Consider the following 19,223-nt stretch of genomic DNA (forward strand, 5'->3'; position numbering starts at 1 on the left):
GCCCGTGCCGAACTGGCAGCCGCGCGGCCGGCCGAGGCGCTGCGCGCGCTGCACACGCTCAAGGGCACGGCCGCGACGATTGGCGCGGCCGATCTGGCGGCGCAGGCCGGGGTGGCCGAGCTGGCGCTGGAGCAGGGGCGTGTGCCAGCGCTGGAGCCCGTCGAGCAGGCCTGCTCGGCCTTGGTCCTGGCCTTGCAAGCCGCCTTGCCGGCGGACGAGCCGGCTGCGACCGCCAGCGCCATCGACTGGGCCGGCCTGCGGCCGCAGCTGGCGCGGCTGGAATCGCTGCTGGCCGATGATGATGCCGAGGCCGTCGCGCTGTTCCAGCAGCTGCGGCCGCAGCTGGCCGCCGCGCTCGGTGCGGCGCTGGCGCCGCTGGAACAGGCCCTGGCCGCCTACGACCTGGCCCAGGGCTTGAGCGCCCTGCGCGCCGCGAATCCCTTGTTGATCGAGCCGGAGCAAACGTGATGAGCGACCCGCTGGCCCTGGCGGCCGATACGCATCTGGTGCTGGTGGTGGACGACACGCCGAGCGATCTGGAACTGATCAGCACGGTGCTGCGCGGCGAATGCCGCCTCAAGCTTGCCGCCAGCGGCGAGCGGGCGCTGCAGATCGCGGCCGGAAACCCGGCGCCCGATCTGATCCTGCTGGACATCATGATGCCCGGCTTCAATGGCTACGAGGTGTTGCGCCGGCTGCGCGCCGCGCCCGCCACCCGGGCCATTCCGGTGATCTTCCTGACCGCGATGAGCGCGGCCGAAAACGAGCGCGAGGGGCTGGAGCTGGGCGCGGTGGACTACATCACCAAGCCCGTGAACCCGGACATCGCGCGGGCCCGGGTGCGCCATCATCTGCAGCTGAAGCTGGCGCGCGACCTGCTGGAGCGCCACAACCACCATCTGGAGGCCCTGGTGGCCCAGCGCACCCGCGAGGTTGAGGCCCTGCAGGACGTGACGATACGGGCGATGGCCTCGCTGGCCGAGACGCGCGACAACGAGACCGGCAACCATATCCGCCGCACCCAGCACTATGTGCAGTGCCTGGCCCAGGCACTGCGGCCGCATCCGCGCTTTGCCGACAGCCTGGACGACACCGCGCTGGCCCTGCTGTTCAAGTCGGCGCCGCTGCACGATATCGGCAAGGTCGGCATTCCCGACCGCATCCTGCTCAAACCCGGCCCGCTGACCAGCGAGGAGTTCGAGCTGATGAAGACCCACCCCACGCTGGGCCGCGATGCCATCCTGCGGGCCGAGCAGGAGCTGGGCATGGACAACGCCTTTCTGCGCTACGCCAAGGAGATCGCTTACAGCCACCAGGAAAAATGGGATGGCAGCGGTTATCCGCTGGGTCTGAAGGGCGAGCAGATCCCGCTGTCGGCCCGGCTGATGGCGCTGGCCGATGTCTACGACGCGCTGATCTCCAAGCGTGTCTACAAGCCGGCCTTCCCGCACGAGATGGCCTGCAACATCATCCGGCAAGGCCTGGGCAGCCATTTCGACCCCGACATAGTCGCGGCCTTCGAGCTGGTCAGCGCGGAGTTTCAGACCATCGCGACGCGCTTTGCCGATGAAGAGGGAGAACAGCCGGCATGAATAACAACAAGACCCATGTGCTGGTCGCCGATGCGAACGCAGCGATCCGCCGCCATCTGGCGAACCAGCTCGGCGAGGCCGGCTTCGGCACGGTGCTGGAGGCCTCGGACGGCGCCAAGGCCTTGCAGCAGCTGCGCGCCGGTGCGCCGGTGCAGCTGTTGCTGACCGAGCTGGAGCTGCCCGGCATGGACGGGCTGAGCCTGCTGCAGGCGCTGCGCGCCGACGCCGGGCTGAGCAAGCTGCCGGTGCTGCTGATGTCCAGCGGCCTGGACAAGGCCCTGGCCGAGCAGGTGATACGGCTGGGTGTGGCCGATCTGCTGATCAAGCCCTTCACCAGCAAGCGCCTGCTGGAGCGGGTCGAGCGCGCGCTGCTGCGCCAGGCCCGGCCACCGGCAGCCAGCGTCCAGCCCGTCCTGCCACCCACGCCGCCCGCGGCCAGCGAGCGCGCCACCATCCTGGTGGTCGATGACACGCCGGACAATCTGCAGCTGGTGGCCGGCCTGTTCCAGGACCGCTTCAAGGTCAAGCTGGCCACCCACGGCGAGAAGGCCATCGCGATCTGCCAGTCCGATGCGCCGCCCGACCTGGTGCTGCTGGATGTGATGATGCCGGGCATGGACGGCTTCGAGGTCGCCTCGCGGCTGCGCCAGCACCCCGGCTCCTCGCTGATGCCCATCATCTTCATCACCGCGCTGACCGATGAAACAGCGCGCAAGCGCGGCCTGAGCCTGGGCGCGATCGACTATGTGTTCAAACCGATAGACCCCGAACTGCTGCAGCTGCGCGTGGCCAATCTGATGCATTTCGCGATGCATCAGAAGCAGCTGCAGACCGACTTCGACCGCATGACCGAGATCGCGCTGCTGCGCGCCGAGATCGAGCGCCTGGGTGGGCAGTTGCCGGCCGGGCTGGGCTGAGGCCGGGGCAAGGCTGGCGGTCGATGTTGTAGTCCTTTCAGCCCATATTGGGGGCGGAGCGGCGCGTCATCGAAGCACCCTAGTCTGGCGGTATTCGCATACCGACCACGGAGCCTCCCATGCCCAAGCCCCTTCTCGCCCGACTGGCCCTGCTGCTGGCCGCCACCCTGCCCCTGGGGGCGCTGGCCGACTGCGCCACGCCCGACAGCTCGCCGACCGTCTTGTTGGGCAGTGTTGACTCCGGTGTCAGCAACCGGGCCGTCGACGGGCAATGCACGATCGATGACCTGATCGCCGACGAGCAGGCCTGGGGCAGCCAGGCCGCTTTTCTGAACCATGCATCGAAGATCAGCTTCGATCTGCTGAAGCAGCGCCGCATCACGGCGGCCGAGCGCAGCCGGCTCATGGTGGCGGCCCAGAGCTCGGGCATAGGCACCCAGCTCAAGGTCAAGCTGATCGCCTTCAACGACTTCCACGGCTCGATCAAGGCCGGCGAAGGCTCGTCCAGCAATCCCGGCGTCGCCCGCTTTGCGACCCGCATCCAGGCCTTGAAGGCGGTCAACCCGCTGCATGCCGTGGTGTCGGCCGGCGACATGATAGGCGCCAGCCCGCTGACCTCGGCCCTGTTCAAGGACGAGCCGACCATCGAGGCGATGAACCGCATCGGCATCGACTTCAACGCGGTCGGCAATCATGAGTTCGACGAAGGCCGTGAGGAGTTGCTGCGCATGCAGCACGGCGGCAACCACCCGACCGATGCCTTCTCCGGCAAGGGGCTGGCGGCTGACAAGAAGCACGGCGAATTCGCCGGCGCCCAGTTCAAGTTCCTGGCCGCCAATGTGCTGGACACCGCCACCCAGCAAACTCTGCTGCCGGGCGTGGGCATCAAGGATTTTCTGGGCAACAAGGTGGCCTTCATCGGCATGACGCTGGAGGCCACGCCCACCATCGTGTCGCCGGCCGGTGTTGCCGGCCTGAGCTTTGCCGACGAAGCCGACACGGTCAACGCGCTGGTGCCGCAGTTGCAGGCCCAGGGCATCAAGAGCGTGGTCGTGCTGGTGCACGAGGGCGGTTTCGCGGCCGGTGGCATGAACGGTTGCAGCGGCGCCTCCGGGCCTATCGTCGACATCGTCAGCCGGCTGGACCCCGAGGTCGATCTGGTGATCTCCGGTCATACCCATCAGGCCTACAACTGCCTGCTCCCCAACAAGGCCGGCAAGCCGGTGCGCGTCACCTCGGGTGGCCAATACGCGCGCAACCTGACCGACATCGACCTGACGCTGGACACCCGCAGCAAGGACGTGCTGAGCATTGCCGCCACCAATCTGCTCACCGGCACCGGCGGTGAGCAGGACGCCGGCCTGCTTGAACTCGTCAACCATTACGACGCACTGGCGCTGGTGCCGAAGTCGCGCGTGATCGGCAGCATCACCGCGGCGATCAGCCGCGCGGCCAATGCGGCCGGCGAATCGGCGCTGGGCGATGTGATCGCCGATGCCCAGCTGAAGGCGACCCAGCCGGTCGGTTTCGGCGAGGCCCGGGTGGCCTTCATGAACCCCGGTGGCATTCGCGCGGACCTGCCCTTCAACCCGCCCAGCGGCCAGGTCACCTATGGCGATGCGTTCACCGTCCAGCCCTTCGGCAACTCGCTGGTAACGATGAGCCTGAGCGGCGCCCAGATCAAGACCCTGCTGGAAACCCAGTTCACCGGCTGCAACGGCCAACTGGCCGAGCGCATCCTGCAGGTGTCGCAGGGCTTCAGCTACCGCTACAGCAGCGCCCAGCCCTGCAACGCGCGCATCGACCAGATGATGCTGGACGGTCAACCGGTGAGTCCGGCCGCCAGCTACCGGGTCACCGTCAACAGCTTCCTGGCCGACGGCGGCGACGGCTTTGTCGTGCTGCGCGAGGGCACGCAGCGCCTGGGCGGCGCGGTCGATACCGACGCCTTCGAGGCCTATCTGCAATCCACGCCTGGCGGCGTCTCGCCCGGCCCGCAGAACCGCATCACCCGCCAGTAAGCCAGACAACGGAGCCCCGACCGATGAATCACCACCTCTTCAAGACCGCCCTGCTGGCCCTGAGCCTGACGGCCGGCGCGCAGGCCGCCAGCTTCGAACGCCAGACCTATCAGGCCGGCGGCGGCTACAGCGCCAGCACCGGCGCGGCGCAACTGGCCGCCGATTTGCTGGATCTGTCGCCCGCCGAGGGTGAGCTGGCCCTGTTCGGCGCCGGCAGCTATGACTCGGCGCTCGGCGCGGGCCAACTGGCCCATGCCTATGCGGCCGACGCCTTCGTCTCCTTCGGCAGCGGCACGGCCGAGCTGGCGCTGAGCCTGAGCCACTCGCTCGATGTCACGGGCGCCGCCCAGGGCAGCCACCAGCAGGCCTTGAGCGTGGAGCTCAGCGCGCTGCGGCTGAAGATCGTCGCCGATGCCAGCGAGGTTCAGGGCCAGGCGCTGCGGGTGAGCTTTGCCGGCCTGGCCAGCAGCTTGTTCGAGATCGCAGAGTCGGGCAGCGGCTATCTGGGACTGGGTCTGTCGGTGCAGCGCGGCGACACGGTGCTCGGCGAGTATCTGTGGGACGCCCGGCCCGGCAGCGAGCAGCAGGCGGTGCAGCTGGCATTCGACGCCCAGATCGGTGAGGAGATCGTCGTCAGCAGCTATCTGCTGTCCGGCGCCGGCTTCGAGGCCACCAACTTCCCGATGGACGCGAGCATGCTGAATATGGCGGCCGAACTGCGCGGCAACTTTGCGATCACGCCGGTGCCGGAACCTGAGAGCTATGCCTTGCTGCTGTCCGGTCTCGCGGTGCTGGCCTGGGCGCGCCGCCGCCGCGGCTGATCACGGGCGGCTCAGGCCGACGGCGCCAGCGCCGCGATCACCTCGGCCGGCGCCTGCACCAGCTCGATCAGCACGCCCTCGCCGCCAATCGGGAACTCGGCGCTGCTCTTCGGATGGATGAAGCAGATATCAAAGCCGGCCGCACCCTTGCGGATGCCGCCCGGGGCGAAGCGCACACCGTTGGCCGTCATCCACTCGACGGCTTTGGCCAGATCATCGACCCACAGGCCCACATGGTTCAGCGGCGTGGTGTGGACGGCCGGTTTCTTGTCGGGGTCGAGCGGCTGCATCAGATCGACCTCGACCCTGTGCGGGCCGTTGCCGATCGCGCAGATGTCTTCGTCGACGTTCTCGCGCTCGGAGACGAAGTTGCCGGTGACCGTCAGGCCCAGCACATCGACCCAGAGCTTGCGCAAGGTCTGCTTGTCGGGGCCGCCGATGGCGATCTGCTGGATGCCGAGAATCTTGTAGGGCTTCTTGTCCATTATTCGAACCTCAGAATGGGCTGATCGACCGACAGACTTTCACCGGTCTTGGCCAGCACCTCGGCGATCCTGACATCGCGCTCGGCGATCAGGATGTTCTCCATCTTCATCGCCTCAATGACAGCGAGCCGCTCACCCGCTTGCACGGTCTGGCCGGGCTCGGCGGCGATCTGAACCAACAGGCCCGGCATCGGCGAGAGCAGGAACTTGCTGGTGTCGGGCGGGGCCTTGTAAGGCATCAGCGCCTGCAGCTCGGCGGCGCGCGGCGACAGCACGCTGACCTCGATGGCCAGGCCGTTGTGCTGGATGCGGTAGGCCAGCGGATTCTTGGCCGTGCCGCGCTCGGCCTGGGCCGTGAAGGGCTGGCCGTTGACGGTGCCGGCGATGCGGATGTCGTTCAGGCGCGAGGTGCTGACGATGCGGTAGCTGCGGTCGCCGACCCGCACATGGGCCTCGCCCAGATGGCCGACGAACTCGTCGATATGCAGCGCATGGCGCTGATGCCGGCCGCCGCCCTCGTTGACCAGGGCCATATAGTCATGCTCGATCTTCACCTCATGGCCGGGCAGCTGGCCGGTGATGCCGGCCTCGCGCTCGCGCGCCTTGCGGCGGATGAAGCCGGCCAGCGCGACCAGAAAGCCTGGATCCTCATGCACCACATCCTCGGCCTTGAAGCCGCCACCGTAGTGCTGGGCGATGAAGCCGGTGTTGAAATTGCCGCTGCCGAAATCGGGGTGGGCCAGCAGGGCGGACTGGAAGGGGATGTTGCTGCTGATGCCGCGGATCACAAAGCCATTCAGGGCTTCGCGCATCTTCGCGATGGCCTCGGCCCGGTCCTTGCCGTGCACGATCAGCTTGGCAATCATCGAGTCATAGAACATTGGAATCTCGCCGCCCTCGTAGACGCCGGTGTCCACCCGCACGCCGAAGCGCTCGGGCGCCGCCTGCTCCATGCTGGTCTCGGGCGGCTGGTATTTCACCAGGCGGCCGGTCGAAGGCAGGAAGTTGCGGAAGGGATCCTCGGCATTGATGCGGCACTCGATGGCCCAGCCCTCGCGTTTGATCTCGTCCTGCTTGAAGGGCAGCGGCTCGCCGGCGGCCACCCGAATCATCTGCTCGACCAGGTCGACACCGGTGATGCATTCGGTGACCGGATGCTCGACCTGCAGCCGGGTGTTCATCTCCAGAAAATAAAAGCTCTGGTCCTTGCCGACGACGAACTCCACCGTGCCGGCGCTCTGGTACCTGACGGCCTTGGCCAGCGCCACGGCCTGCTCGCCCATGGCCTTGCGCGTCGCCTCGGAAATAAAGGGCGACGGCGCCTCCTCGATCACCTTCTGGTGGCGGCGCTGGATCGAGCATTCGCGCTCATGCAGATAGACGACGTTGCCCTGGCTGTCGCCCAGCACCTGGATCTCGATATGGCGCGGCTCCTCGACGAACTTCTCCATGAAGACACGGTCATCGCCGAAGCTGTTGCGCGCCTCGTTGCGGCAGCTGGTGAAACCTTCGAAGCAGTCCTTGTCATTGAAGGCCACGCGCAGGCCCTTGCCGCCGCCGCCGGCGCTGGCCTTGATCATCACCGGGTAGCCGATACCCTTGGCGATCTCGACGGCCGACTCGGCCGACAGGATGGGCTCGTTGTGGCCGGGGATGGTGTTGACCTTCGCCTCCTTGGCCAGCTTCTTCGACGCGATCTTGTCGCCCATCGCGGCAATCGAATAGTGCTTGGGGCCGATAAAGGTGATGCCCTCTTCCTCGACACGGCGCGCGAAGTCCTCGTTCTCGCTCAGAAAACCGTAGCCGGGATGGATGGCCTGGGCGCCGGTGGCCTTGGCGGCCGCGATGATCTTGTCGGCCACCAGATAGGACTCGCGCGAGGGCGCGGGGCCGAGCAGTACCGCTTCATCGGCCAGCTCGACGTGGCGGGCGTCCTTGTCAGCTTCGGAATAGACGGCGACCGTCTTGATGCCCAGCTTTTGCGCGGTCTTGATGACGCGGCAGGCGATCTCGCCGCGGTTGGCAATCAGAATTTTCGTGAACATATTCTTGTCTCCTGATGGCCTCAGAGCGGGATATTGCCGTGCTTGCGCCACGGGTTCTCGAGCTTCTTGTCCTTGAGCATGGTCAGCGAGCGGCAGATGCGTTTGCGCGTCTCGTGCGGCTGGATCACGTCGTCGATGAAGCCGCGCGCGCCGGCCACAAAGGGGTTGGCGAAGCGGGCCTTGTACTCCGCTTCCTTGGCCGCCAGCTTCTCGGGGTCGCCCTTGTCCTCGCGGAAGATGATCTCGACTGCGCCCTTGGCGCCCATCACCGCGATCTCGGCATTGGGCCAGGCGAAGTTGACGTCGCCGCGCAGATGCTTGGAGCTCATCACATCGTAGGCGCCGCCATAGGCCTTGCGGGTGATCACGGTGACCTTGGGTACCGTGCATTCGGCATAGGCATACAGCAGCTTGGCGCCATGCTTGATGATGCCGCCGTACTCCTGTGAGGTGCCGGGCATGAAGCCGGGCACGTCGACAAAGGTGATCACCGGAATGTTGAAGGCGTCGCAGAAGCGCACAAAGCGTGCCGCCTTGATGCTGCTCTTGATGTCCAGGCAGCCGGCCAGCACCAGCGGCTGGTTCGCGACGATGCCTACCGTCTGGCCCTCCATGCGCGCAAAGCCGGTCAGGATGTTCTTCGCATAGTCGGCCTGCAGTTCGAAGAAATCGCCATCGTCGACGACCTTGAGGATCAGCTCCTTCATGTCGTAGGGCTTGTTGGCATTGTCCGGCACCAAGGTGTCGAGCGAATGGTCCAGGCGCTGGCCGGGATCGCCGCTGGGCCGCGTCGGCGCCTTCTCGCGGTTGTTCAGCGGCAGGTAGTTGAAGAAGCGCCGCAGCATCAGGATGGCCTCGACATCGTTGTCGAAGCTCAGATCGGCCACGCCGCTCTTGCTGGTGTGGGTGCCGGCGCCGCCCAGTTCCTCGGCGGTGACTTCCTCGTGCGTCACGGTCTTCACCACCTCGGGGCCGGTGACGAACATATAGGACGAGTCCTTCACCATGAAGATGAAGTCCGTCATCGCCGGCGAGTAGACCGCGCCGCCGGCGCAGGGGCCCATGATCATGCTGATCTGCGGGATCACGCCCGAGGCCATCACATTGCGCTGGAACACATCGGCATAGCCGCCCAGCGAGGCCACGCCTTCCTGGATGCGCGCGCCGCCCGAGTCGTTCAGGCCTATCACCGGGGCGCCGACCTTCATCGCCTGGTCCATCACCTTGCAGATCTTCTCGGCATGGGCCTCGGACAGCGCTCCGCCAAAGACCGTGAAGTCCTGGCTGAAGCTGAAGGCCAGCCGGCCGTTGATCATGCCGTAGCCGGTGACGACGCCGTCGCCGGGGATCTTGTTGTCCTGCATGCCGAAGTCGACGCAGCGGTGCTCGACGAACATATCCCATTCCTCGAACGTGCCCTCGTCGAACAGCAGCTCCAGGCGCTCGCGGGCGGTCAGCTTGCCTTTCGCATGCTGGGCGGCGATACGCTTCTCGCCGCCGCCTTTGCGCGCTTGCTCGCGCTTTTGTTCGAGCATTTGTTGGATGTCATGCATGGTGATCGTCTCCGGAAAACTTGGCTAACAGAATTCTCGCGGCCGTCGAGGCGGCCAGCTGACCATTCAAGACTTGGGCGGTGGTGTCGGCCAGCGCCGCGCGCACGGCGCCGGCCTGGGCGAACTGCTGGCGCAGCCCCGCCTGGATGCGCTCCCACATCCAGGCCAGCGCCTGCTGGCGGCGCTTCTCGGCCAGCAGGCCTTTGGCGCTCTGCAACTCGCGGTACTCGCTGACCGCCGCCCAGAAGCGGTCCAGCCCCTCGCTCTTCAGCGCGCTGAGCTGCAGCACCTGCGGGTGCCAGGTCTTGACATCGTGATGGGCATGGTCCGGATGGCCGTGCATGCCATACAGGCGCAGGCTGGAGACGATCTGCGCCCGCGCGCGGGTCGCCGCCGCATCGTCCAGATCGGCCTTGTTGATCACGACCAGATCGGCCAGCTCCATCACGCCCTTCTTGATCGCCTGCAGATCGTCGCCAGCATTGGGCAGCTGCAAGAGGCAGTACATATCGGTCATGCCCGCCACCGCCGTCTCGCTCTGGCCCACGCCGACGGTCTCGACGATGACGATGTCGTAGCCCGCCGCCTCGCAGACCAGCATGGCCTCGCGCGTTTTCTCGGCCACGCCGCCCAGCGTGCCGCTGCTGGGGCTGGGGCGGATATAGGCGCGCTCGTCCATCGACAGCCGCTCCATCCGGGTCTTGTCGCCGAGGATGGAGCCGCCGGACACGCTGCTCGATGGGTCGACCGTCAGCACCGCGACACGGTGGCCCTGCTCGATCAGCATCAGGCCCAGCGCCTCGATGAAGGTGCTTTTGCCGACGCCGGGCACGCCGGAGATGCCCAGGCGGAAGGACTTGCCGGTGTGCGGCAGCAGATCGGTCAGCAAGGCGTCGGCCTGCGCCCGGTGGTCGCTGCGCGTCGACTCCAGCAGCGTGATGGCCTTGGCGATGGCCCGGCGCTGCGCGGGGCCGGGGCCGGCCAGCAGAGCGGGGGCCCAGCTCATGGCCGGACCTTCCAGCGGTACTCGATTTCCAACTCGTTCTCGCCGACCGGCTCGAAGCCATGGCGCCGGTAGAAGCGGTTGGCATCGCTGAGCTTCAAGGCGCTGAGGGTCACGTCTTGCCCATGCGCGCGTGCCACACTTTTGACCCAATCCAGCACCCAGGCGCCCGCGCCGCAGCCCTGCACGCCGGGGCGGATGAACAGTTGCTCCAGATGCAGATGATCGCCGGCCGGCCTCAGCAGCACGAAGCCGATACGTTCGCCATCGCGCAGGATGGACTGGGTCCGCTGGGCGTCGAACTGGCTGGTGAAGCGATCGCGGCTGCGCTGGACATCACCCAGACCGAGCCGAGCAAGGCTCTCGCGCATCGCGTCCATGCGCAGCGCAAACAAGGCCTCGAAGTCCTCGGCCGCGATCGACTTCAACGACAGGCTGGCCATCAGGCGGCCACCGCCTGACGGATCTGCTCCAGCACATCCTTGGCACTGGCCGGGATCGGCGTGCCGGGGCCGTAAATGCCCTTGACGCCTGCTTCGTAAAGCATGTCGTAGTCCTGCGCCGGGATCACCCCGCCGACGAAGACGATGATGTCATCGGCGCCCTGGGCCTTCAGCGCCTTCAGGATGGCCGGCACCAGGGTCTTGTGGCCGGCGGCCAGCGTGCTGACGCCCACCGCATGGACATCGTTCTCGATGGCCTGGCGCGCGCACTCCTCCGGGGTCTGGAACAGCGGCCCCATGTCCACGTCGAAGCCCAGATCGGCATAGGCGGTGGCCACCACCTTGGCGCCGCGGTCATGGCCGTCCTGGCCCAGCTTGGCGATCATCACGCGCGGGCGGCGGCCCTGTGCCTCGGCAAAGGCCTGGATCTCTTCCTGCAGCTTGGCCCAGCCCTCGGCCGAGTCGTAGGCGGCGGCGTAGACGCCGCTGACCTTTTGCGTGTCGGCGCGGTGGCGGCCGAACACCGCTTCCAGCGCGTCGGAGATCTCGCCGACGGTGGCGCGCAGCCGGCAGGCCTTGATCGCCAGGTCCAGCAGATTGCCCTGGCCCGAGCGGGCGGCCTCGGTCAGCGCCGCCAGCGCAGCCAGCACGGCGGCGGTGTCGCGCGTGGCCTTGATGGCCTTCAGCCGCTCGATCTGGCCGTCGCGCACCTTGACGTTGTCCACATCCAGGATCTCGATCGGGTCCTGCTTCGCGAGCTTGTACTTGTTGACGCCGACGATCACATCGCGGCCCGAGTCGATGGCCGCCTGCTTCTCGGCCGCGCTGGCCTCGATCTTCAGCTTGGCCCAACCACTGTCCACCGCCTTGACCATGCCGCCCATGGCCTCGACCTCCTCGATGATGGACCAGGCCTTGTCGGCCATGTCCTGGGTCAGCTTCTCCATCATGTAGCTGCCGGCCCAGGGGTCGATCACGCTGGTGATATGGGTCTCTTCCTGGATGATCAGCTGGGTGTTGCGGGCGATGCGGGCGCTGAACTCGGTGGGCAGCGCGATCGCCTCGTCCAGCGAATTGGTGTGCAGCGATTGCGTGCCGCCGAACACCGCCGCCATCGCCTCGATGGTGGTGCGCACGACGTTGTTGTACGGGTCCTGCTCGGTCAGGCTCCAGCCCGAGGTCTGGCAGTGGGTGCGCAGCATCAGGCTTTTCGGACTCTTGGCCTCGAAGCCCTTCATGATCCGGCACCACAGCAGGCGCGCGGCCCGCATCTTGGCGATCTCCAGATAGAAGTTCATGCCGACGGCCCAGAAGAAGGACAGGCGCGGTGCGAAGTCGTCGACATCCATGCCCTTGGCCAGCGCGGTCTTCACATACTCCTTGCCGTCGGCCAGCGTGAAGGCCAGTTCCAGCGCCTGGTTGGCCCCGGCCTCCTGCATGTGATAGCCGCTAATGCTGATCGAGTTGAACTTGGGCATGTGGGCCGCCGTGTACTCGATGATGTCGCCGATGATCTTCATCGACGGCTCGGGCGGGTAGATATAGGTGTTGCGGACCATGAACTCCTTGAGGATGTCGTTCTGGATGGTGCCGCTTAAGCAGTCCTGCGAGACGCCCTGCTCCTCGGCCGCCACCACATAGCCGGCCAGCACCGGCAGCACCGCGCCGTTCATCGTCATCGACACCGAAACCTTGTCCAGCGGGATGCCGTCGAACAGGATCTTCATGTCCTCGACCGAATCGATCGCCACGCCGGCCTTGCCGACATCGCCGGTCACGCGCGGGTGGTCGCTGTCATAGCCGCGGTGGGTGGCCAGATCGAAGGCTACCGACACGCCCTGCCCCCCGGCGGCCAGGGCCTTGCGGTAGAAGGCGTTCGATTCCTCGGCGGTCGAGAAACCGGCGTACTGGCGGATGGTCCAGGGCCGCACCGCATACATGGTGGCCTGCGGGCCGCGCAAAAAGGGCTCGAAACCGGGCAAGGTGTCGGCATAGGGCAGCCCGGCCGTGTCCGCCGCGGTGTACAGGGGCTTGACCGTCAGCCCCTCGGGCGTGATCCAGTTCAGTGCCTCGACATTGCCGCCCGGCGCCGACTTGGCGGCGGCCTTGTGCCATTGCGCCAGGCTGGCGGCGGCGAACTCGGACGGGGTGGGACGGGATTCAGACATTGACGGCTCCTGCGAACGCGGCATCATAGCGCTCTCGTTATTCATAATTATAAATTCGGAACTGACTAGAATCTGATGCCACGATGACTACCACCACCCTGCTCGCCCCCCGCGCCCTCTACCAGGAGGTGGCCGAGCGCCTGCGCCTGCAGATCTTCGGCCGCGAGCTGGAGCCCGGCGCCTGGATCGACGAGCTGAAGCTCTGCAGCGAGATGGGCATCAGCCGCACGCCGCTGCGCGAAGCGCTGAAGGTGCTGGCGGCCGAGGGCCTGGTGACGATGAAGGTGCGGCGCGGCGCCTATGTGACCGAGATGAGCGAGCGCGATGTGCGCGAGGCCTATCAGTTGCTGGCCTTGCTGGAGAGCGATGCGGCGGCGCGGGTCGCCGAGAGTGCCGCGCCGGCCGAGCTCGACGAGCTGCAGACCCTGCACGAGCTGCTGGAGCGCCAGGTCGGTCAGCGCGATGCCTTCTTCGCCGCCAACGAGCGCTTTCATCTGCGCCTGCTGGAGATTGAGGGCAATCGCTGGCGCCAGCAGATCGTCACCGATCTGCGCCGCGTGATGAAGCTCAACCGGCATCACTCGCTGTTCAAGCAAGGCCGCCTGAACGAGTCGCTGGCCGAGCACCGGGCCCTGGTGGCCGCCATCGTCCGGCGCGATGCGGCGGCGGCGGCCCAGCTGATGCGCCGGCATTTCGAGAACGGGCTCAGCGCGGCGCGGCCGCAGGCCTGAGCCGATCAGCCGGGCGGGCTGTCATCGGGCAGCCAGCGCTTGTAGATGGTCTGGAAGCTGCCGTCGCGCTTCATCCGGTCGAGCTGCTGCTGCCAGGCCTTGATCACCGCATCGGGCGTCCCGCGCGAGAAGGCGATATAGCCCTCGGCGCTGGCATAGCTGTAGACGATCTCCAGCGCATCCTCGGCCAGCCCGGCCTGGGCCAGGGTCTCGGGCATCGAGATGCGCTCGGTCGCAAACAGCGGCGCGCGGCGGGCCAGCAGCATGCGTATGCCCTGGGTCGGATCGCTGACCCTGACCAGGTTCCTGAAACCCTGGGCGCTCAGATGCTCGCTGACATACCAGTCGCGCACGACCAGCACGCCTTCGGCCTTCTTCGCGTCATCGAGGCTGCGCAAGCGCACACCGCCGCCGGCCGGCGCATAGAGGGCGCTGTAGAACACGACGATGGGGCCGACCCATTTGAACTGGCGCTCGCGCTCGGGCGTGCGCGCCATTGCGAACAGCGCGGCCGGCGCCTGCCCCTGCAGATCGCGGAAGGCGCGCGCCCAGGGCATGAACTCGATGGCCTGCTGCTGCCCCAGGCGGCGCTGGATCTCGCGCACCATGTCCACCGCCAGTCCCCGGGCCTCGCCATCCTGGCTGAAGTTGATCGGCGGGAACTCCTCGCTCATCAGCCGCAGCGCCGGGGTCTGGGCATGGGCAACTCCCAGCAGCAGCGCCATGATCAAACCCATATATCGGCTGAGATACGCCATTGCGCTGACTCCAGAACTTGGCTAGAGCCGATGCAGATCCGACTTCAGATACCACTCGGCCATGCGCTCGCCATTCCAGCGCAGTGTCACATGTTCGGCCTGGCGGGCCGGCGGCAGGGTCGCGCGCGGCGTGAACAGCGCCACGCACTGGCCGCCGGCATGGCGCACGCTGTCATAGGCGATGCCGGCCAGGCCTTGCTCACGCTGGCGGCGGCCGAAGGCCTGCGACGCGATATAGCTGTCGGGGTCATGCAGCGCGGCGCTGTCGGCGCGGCGGCCGTCGCGCAGCTCGACCAGAGCCGCGCTGATGGTCACACGGTAGCAGCGCAGATCCAGATCGATGGGCGGCTCCTGCGTGCGCTGCAGAAAGCGCGAGCGGTGGTGGCTGACTTCGGCCACCGCCGTCTCCAGCTGGGCGGCCGCGTAATAGACGCCGTAGCTGCCGTCGCTGAAGCGCGAGCCTTCGGGGTTCAGATGGGTGAAGGCCGCCATGATGGGGCTGCACCCGGGGCCGCTGATGCGCTGCTCGGCGGGCACCAGGCTCAGCTCGCCGACGGCATCGCGCAGCCTGGGGTTGCCCAGCGCCTCGATCGCGAACACCACCTCCAGATCGGCCGGGTCGGCCACCGCGTCGAACAGCAGCACCGGCGGGAAACGGCTGGGTATCAGCCGGCAGCTGTCGGGCCACAGCAGCTGGACCAAACCTTGCCCGCCGCTCAAGACCAGCCACCGCGCTGGGCATCCAGATACTGGCGCACGACAAAGAGATCGGCCACCTGCCCGCCCAGCATGCGCTCCAGCGCCGAGCGGCCACCGAACAGCGCGGCGCTATTGGGTTTCTTGATCCAGGCATCGGCACGCTCGGGGACCGGCAGCAGAATCTGCAACGCGGCATAGATGCCGAACAGATGGGACAGGCGCTCCAGGGTCGCGCCGTCCAGCCCGGTCTTGATGCGGCCGGCCTTCCAGTCGTAGAAACTGGTGCGGCCGCAGCCCAAGAGGCGCTGCTGCTCTTCGTTGCTCAGGCCCCAGGCCTTGGCGATATTGAAGAAGCTGCGCAGCGCCGCCGCCGCAGCGGCCGGCGAATGCAGATCGGGCGCGGTGGGTGCCGCTTCGCGGCTCGGGAGACTGAGGGCCATGACACACCTTGTGCGGGATTGCCTGGCCCTCAGTGTAAGTTCAATTGCGAACTAAAGTCAAACTTTAGTTCGAAACAGAACTTACTTGCCACCGCGGATCTTGGCCAGTTCGGCCTGGGTCTCGTTCCACAGTTCCATGCCCACCTGGGTGGCGATGCCGGCATTGACCTTGGTCAGCTTGTCGCGCATGCGGCCGCTTTCGGCCGGGCTCAGCTCGGTGACCTGCATGCCCTTGGCCTTCAGATCGGCCAGGGCCTTGGCGGCCTCGGCACGGGTGTCCTTGCGCTCGAAGTCGCGGCTGATCACGGCGGCCTTCTGCAGCACGGCACGCTCATCCTTGGACAGGCCGTCCCAGTACTTCTTGCTGACCAGCACGATCCACGGCGCGTAGACATGGTTGGTCACCGTCAGGTACTTCTGCACCTCGTAGAACTTGGCCGACAAGATGGTGTTGTAGGGGTTCTCCTGGCCGTCGACCGCCTTGGTCTCCAGCGCGGTGAACAGCTCGGAGTACGGCAGCGGCACCGCATTGGCGCCCAGGGTCTTGAAGCTGTCCAGGTAGACGTTGTTCTGCATCACGCGCAGCTTGATGCCGTCCAGGTCTTCCAGCTTGGCGACCGGCTTCTTGTTATTGGTCAGGTTGCGGAAGCCGTTTTCCCAATAGACCAGACCGACCAGGCCTTTCTCTTCGAGCTTGGCCATCACCTTCTGGCCGATCGGGCCGTCCAGCAGCGCATCGGCCTCCTTGGTGTTGTTGATCAGGAAGGGCGTGTCCCACAGCGCCATTTCCTTGGTGATGCCCACCAGCGTGGCGGTCGAGCCGACCATCATTTCCTGGGCGCCGCCGATCAAGGCCTGCTGCATCTGCGTATCGGGCCCCAAGGCCGCGCCGCCGATGGCGCGCAGCTTCATCTTGCCGCCGGACAGCTTCTCGACATTCTCGGCCAGCACCTTGGCGGCGCGGCCCTGGTTGCTGGCCTCGGCCAGGCCGTAGCCGAAACGGATCAGGCGCGGCTTGATGTCCTGGGCCTGGGCCAGCGGGGCGAGGCAGGCCAGCGCAACGGCGGCCAGCAGGGTACGGCGAAGGGTGTTTTTCACGGAAGTCTCCTTATGGATGATCAATCAATCTATCTATCAATCAGCGCATCCACGCCACCGGCGCGATCACGATCTGGGGGAACAACACAAACAGGATCAGGATCAGGGTGTAGGTGATCAGGAAGGGGTTCACGCCCTTGATCACCTGGTGCATCGACAGCCGCCCGACGCCGGCCACCACATTGAGCACCGTGCCCACCGGCGGCGTGATCAGGCCGATCGCGCCGTTGAGCACGAACATCAGGCCGAAATACACCGGGTCGATGCCGGCCTTGACCGCGATCGGCAGCATCACCGGCGCGAAGATCAGGATGGTGGGCGTCAGGTCCAGCGCGGTGCCGATGACCACCAGCGTGATCATCATCACCGCCATCAAGAGGCGCGGCGACTCGATCAGCCCGCCCAGCCAGCCGCTCAAGGTGCCCGGCAGATCGGCCAGGGTGATCATGTAGCTGGCCACCTGGGCGCCGGCGCACAGGAACATCACGATGGCCGTGGTCTTGGCGGCGCGCACCAGCACCTGGTGCAACTCGCCCATGCTGAGCTCGCGATGAATGAAGAAGGCGATCACCAGCGCATAGAAGGCCGCTACCACGGCGGCTTCGGTCGGTGTGAACACACCGGTCTTCATGCCGCCAATGATGATGACGGGCATCAGGATGGCCCAGAAGGCCTTGGCCGTCGCGCGCAGGCGCTCGACCATCGGCAGCGCGACGCCGCCGGGCAGGTCGATCTTGCGCAGTTGCAGCTTCCAGGCCACCAGCAGGCCCGCGCCCATGATCAGCCCGGGCACGATGCCCGACAGAAAGAGCTGGGAGATCGAGGTATTGGTCGTCACGCCATAGATCACGAAGGGCATGGACGGCGGGATGATGGGCGCGATGATGCCGCCCGAGGCGATCAGGCCGGCCGAGGTGTGCATCGGGTAGCCGTGGGCCCGCATCATCGGCAGCAGGATGGTGGCCAGCGCCGCGGTGTCGGCCAGCGCCGAGCCGCTCATACTGGCCATCAGCACCGAGGCGCCGATCGCGACAAAGCCCAGGCCGCCGCGGATATGGCCGACCCAGGCCTGCGCCATCGTGATGATGCGCCGGCTGATGCCGCCGGCATTCATCAGCTCGCCGGCAAGGATGAAGAAGGGCACGGCCAGCAGCGGGAAGCTGTCGATGCCGGCCACCAGGTTCTGCGCCAGCAGCTGGGTGTCCCAGAAGTCCAGCGCCCAGGCCATGCCGGCACCGGTCAGCACCAGCGCAAAAGCCATCGGCATGCCGATGCCCATCAGCACCAGCATGCCGGCAGAGAAAACCACAAAGGCGAGTGCCTCGTTGCTCATGACACTCACTCCACGTCAGCACCATGGCCCAGATCCAGCGGGCTGCCACGCAGCAGCTGGACCAGGGCCATCAGACCAATGAAAACCGCGCTCAGCAGCCCGGGCAGCGGCAGCAGGGCCGTCGGATAGCCCATCNCACGCAGCAGCTGGACCAGGGCCATCAGACCAATGAAAACCGCGCTCAGCAGCCCGGGCAGCGGCAGCAGGGCCGTCGGATAGCCCATCACCACCGAGTGGCTGTCCATGCCAACCACCACCTGCTGCCAGGCCCCCCAGCCCAGCAGCACGCAAGCCAGCACGACGGCCGCACGTATCAGCGCCGCCATCACTTTCAGCGCCAGCGGCCGCTTGCGCAGCGGCAGCAGCAGGCTGGTGAAGGCCATGTGCTCGCCGCGCGGATAAGCGGCCGTCGCGCCGATGAAGACCATCCAGACAAAGAGCAGGCGCGACAGCTCCTCGCTGGCGGCAATGCCGCTGCCGAAACCGTAGCGCAGCACGACGTTGACAAAGACCGCGATGGCCATCACGGCCAGGCAGGCGGCCATCAGGCCGTCGCTGAGGCGCTGCCACAGCGGCAGCGGCCGGGTCTCGGGGGTTGGCGACTCGCTCATGCGCCCTCTCCTTGCAGCCAGGCCAGGGCCTCGCTGAGTTGTTGCTCGGGTGCGGCGGCGGCCGCGACGCGCAGCACGCCGGCCTCGCCCAGCGGCGACTCCAGCGCAGCGAACTGGCTGTCCACCAGGCTGGCCGGAAACAGATGCTCGGCCGCACGCGCCGCCACGCGCTGCAGCGACAGCTCGCGGCTGATGTCCAGGAACACAAAGCGCAGCCCCGGCACCGCCGCGCGCAGGCGTTCGCGATAACTCAGCTTCAGCGCCGAGCAGGCCAGCACCGCTCCGCCGCTCTGGGCCGCCAACTCGCGACCCAGCAGGTCCAGCCAGCCCTCGCGGTCGGCATCGGTCAGCGCAATGCCGGCGCGCATCTTGGCCACCGAGGCCGGCGAATGATGGGCATCGCCCTCGATATAGGCCCAGCCCCGGGCCGCAGCGATGGCCTGGCCCAGGCTGGACTTGCCGCAACCGGCCACCCCCATCACGACTGCTTTTGACATTGGATAGC

19 protein-coding genes are annotated in these 19,223 nt (G+C 66.8%); 6 read left to right on the forward strand and 13 right to left on the reverse strand.

What is annotated here, in order from left to right:
• From PO768_RS15485 to PO768_RS15505, 5 genes are all read left to right on the forward strand, one after another.
• The coding region (locus PO768_RS15485) for an Hpt domain-containing protein (protein ID WP_272646762.1) at window positions 1–468 on the forward strand (468 nt) is incomplete at its 5' end.
• Window positions 468–1,592 carry an HD-GYP domain-containing protein gene (locus PO768_RS15490; RefSeq protein WP_272646763.1) on the forward strand — a complete coding sequence of 375 codons (1,125 nt, stop codon included), beginning with the start codon at window positions 468–470 and terminating at the stop codon, window positions 1,590–1,592. The genes PO768_RS15485 and PO768_RS15490, both read left to right, overlap by 1 nt.
• A complete protein-coding gene (locus PO768_RS15495; RefSeq protein ID WP_272646764.1) occupies window positions 1,589–2,509 on the forward strand; it encodes a response regulator in 921 nt (306 codons plus the stop codon). Before PO768_RS15490 ends, PO768_RS15495 begins: the two co-directional genes overlap by 4 nt.
• 119 nt (window positions 2,510–2,628) lie before the next feature.
• Window positions 2,629–4,530 carry a bifunctional metallophosphatase/5'-nucleotidase gene (locus PO768_RS15500; RefSeq protein ID WP_272646765.1) on the forward strand — a complete coding sequence of 634 codons (1,902 nt, stop codon included), beginning with the start codon at window positions 2,629–2,631 and terminating at the stop codon, window positions 4,528–4,530.
• Between the two features lie 23 nt (window positions 4,531–4,553).
• Window positions 4,554–5,351, forward strand: a complete 798-nt coding sequence (locus tag PO768_RS15505; protein ID WP_272646766.1) for a PEP-CTERM sorting domain-containing protein — start codon at window positions 4,554–4,556, stop codon at window positions 5,349–5,351.
• An 11-nt stretch (window positions 5,352–5,362) separates the two neighbouring features.
• Here the strand turns inward: PO768_RS15505 and PO768_RS15510 are convergent, their stop codons facing one another.
• From PO768_RS15510 to scpA, 6 genes are read right to left on the reverse strand one after another with little or no spacing between them, the layout of a single operon-like run.
• Window positions 5,363–5,836, reverse strand: a complete 474-nt coding sequence (locus PO768_RS15510; protein ID WP_272646767.1) for a VOC family protein — start codon at window positions 5,834–5,836, stop codon at window positions 5,363–5,365.
• A complete protein-coding gene (accC, locus tag PO768_RS15515) occupies window positions 5,836–7,881 on the reverse strand; it encodes an acetyl-CoA carboxylase biotin carboxylase subunit (RefSeq protein WP_272646768.1) in 2,046 nt (681 codons plus the stop codon). The genes PO768_RS15510 and accC overlap by 1 nt, the downstream gene beginning before the upstream one ends.
• Before the next feature lie 20 nt (window positions 7,882–7,901).
• A complete protein-coding gene (locus PO768_RS15520) occupies window positions 7,902–9,434 on the reverse strand; it encodes an acyl-CoA carboxylase subunit beta (protein ID WP_137940582.1) in 1,533 nt (510 codons plus the stop codon).
• Entirely contained in the window at window positions 9,427–10,440 is a 1,014-nt protein-coding gene (gene meaB, locus PO768_RS15525; RefSeq protein WP_272646769.1) for a methylmalonyl Co-A mutase-associated GTPase MeaB, read from the reverse strand. Before meaB ends, PO768_RS15520 begins: the two co-directional genes overlap by 8 nt.
• Entirely contained in the window at window positions 10,437–10,880 is a 444-nt protein-coding gene (locus tag PO768_RS15530) for a GNAT family N-acetyltransferase (RefSeq protein WP_272646770.1), read from the reverse strand. The genes meaB and PO768_RS15530 overlap by 4 nt, the downstream gene beginning before the upstream one ends.
• Window positions 10,880–13,048 carry a methylmalonyl-CoA mutase gene (gene scpA / locus PO768_RS15535; RefSeq protein ID WP_272646771.1) on the reverse strand — a complete coding sequence of 723 codons (2,169 nt, stop codon included), beginning with the start codon at window positions 13,046–13,048 and terminating at the stop codon, window positions 10,880–10,882. Before scpA ends, PO768_RS15530 begins: the two co-directional genes overlap by 1 nt.
• An 83-nt stretch (window positions 13,049–13,131) precedes the next feature.
• Between scpA and PO768_RS15540 the strand changes: the two genes are divergently transcribed.
• The gene (locus PO768_RS15540; protein ID WP_272646772.1) at window positions 13,132–13,779 is read left to right on the forward strand and encodes a GntR family transcriptional regulator; all 648 of its coding nucleotides are present in this window, start codon (window positions 13,132–13,134) and stop codon (window positions 13,777–13,779) included.
• A gap of 5 nt (window positions 13,780–13,784) precedes the next feature.
• Here the strand turns inward: PO768_RS15540 and PO768_RS15545 are convergent, their stop codons facing one another.
• From PO768_RS15545 to PO768_RS15575, 7 genes are all read right to left on the reverse strand, one after another.
• Window positions 13,785–14,537, reverse strand: coding sequence for a substrate-binding periplasmic protein (locus PO768_RS15545; protein ID WP_272646773.1), 753 nt, complete (start codon window positions 14,535–14,537; stop codon window positions 13,785–13,787).
• Window positions 14,538–14,558: 21 nt separating this feature from the next.
• A complete protein-coding gene (locus PO768_RS15550; protein WP_272646774.1) occupies window positions 14,559–15,239 on the reverse strand; it encodes an RES family NAD+ phosphorylase in 681 nt (226 codons plus the stop codon).
• Between the two features lie 14 nt (window positions 15,240–15,253).
• A complete protein-coding gene (locus PO768_RS15555; protein ID WP_137940589.1) occupies window positions 15,254–15,676 on the reverse strand; it encodes an MbcA/ParS/Xre antitoxin family protein in 423 nt (140 codons plus the stop codon).
• 81 nt (window positions 15,677–15,757) lie between these two features.
• Window positions 15,758–16,774, reverse strand: a complete 1,017-nt coding sequence (locus PO768_RS15560; RefSeq protein ID WP_137940590.1) for a TRAP transporter substrate-binding protein — start codon at window positions 16,772–16,774, stop codon at window positions 15,758–15,760.
• A 40-nt stretch (window positions 16,775–16,814) separates the two neighbouring features.
• Window positions 16,815–18,107, reverse strand: coding sequence for a TRAP transporter large permease (locus PO768_RS15565; protein ID WP_137940591.1), 1,293 nt, complete (start codon window positions 18,105–18,107; stop codon window positions 16,815–16,817).
• A gap of 5 nt (window positions 18,108–18,112) precedes the next feature.
• A complete protein-coding gene (locus tag PO768_RS15570; RefSeq protein ID WP_272646775.1) occupies window positions 18,113–18,718 on the reverse strand; it encodes a TRAP transporter small permease subunit in 606 nt (201 codons plus the stop codon).
• On the reverse strand, window positions 18,715–19,215 hold the full coding sequence (locus tag PO768_RS15575) for a gluconokinase (protein ID WP_262972964.1): 501 nt from the start codon (window positions 19,213–19,215) through the stop codon (window positions 18,715–18,717). Before PO768_RS15575 ends, PO768_RS15570 begins: the two co-directional genes overlap by 4 nt.
• Window positions 19,216–19,223 lie beyond the last annotated feature (8 nt).

It is taken from the genome of Paucibacter sp. XJ19-41 (assembly GCF_028462495.1).
Lineage (GTDB): Bacteria > Pseudomonadota > Gammaproteobacteria > Burkholderiales > Burkholderiaceae_C > Roseateles_E.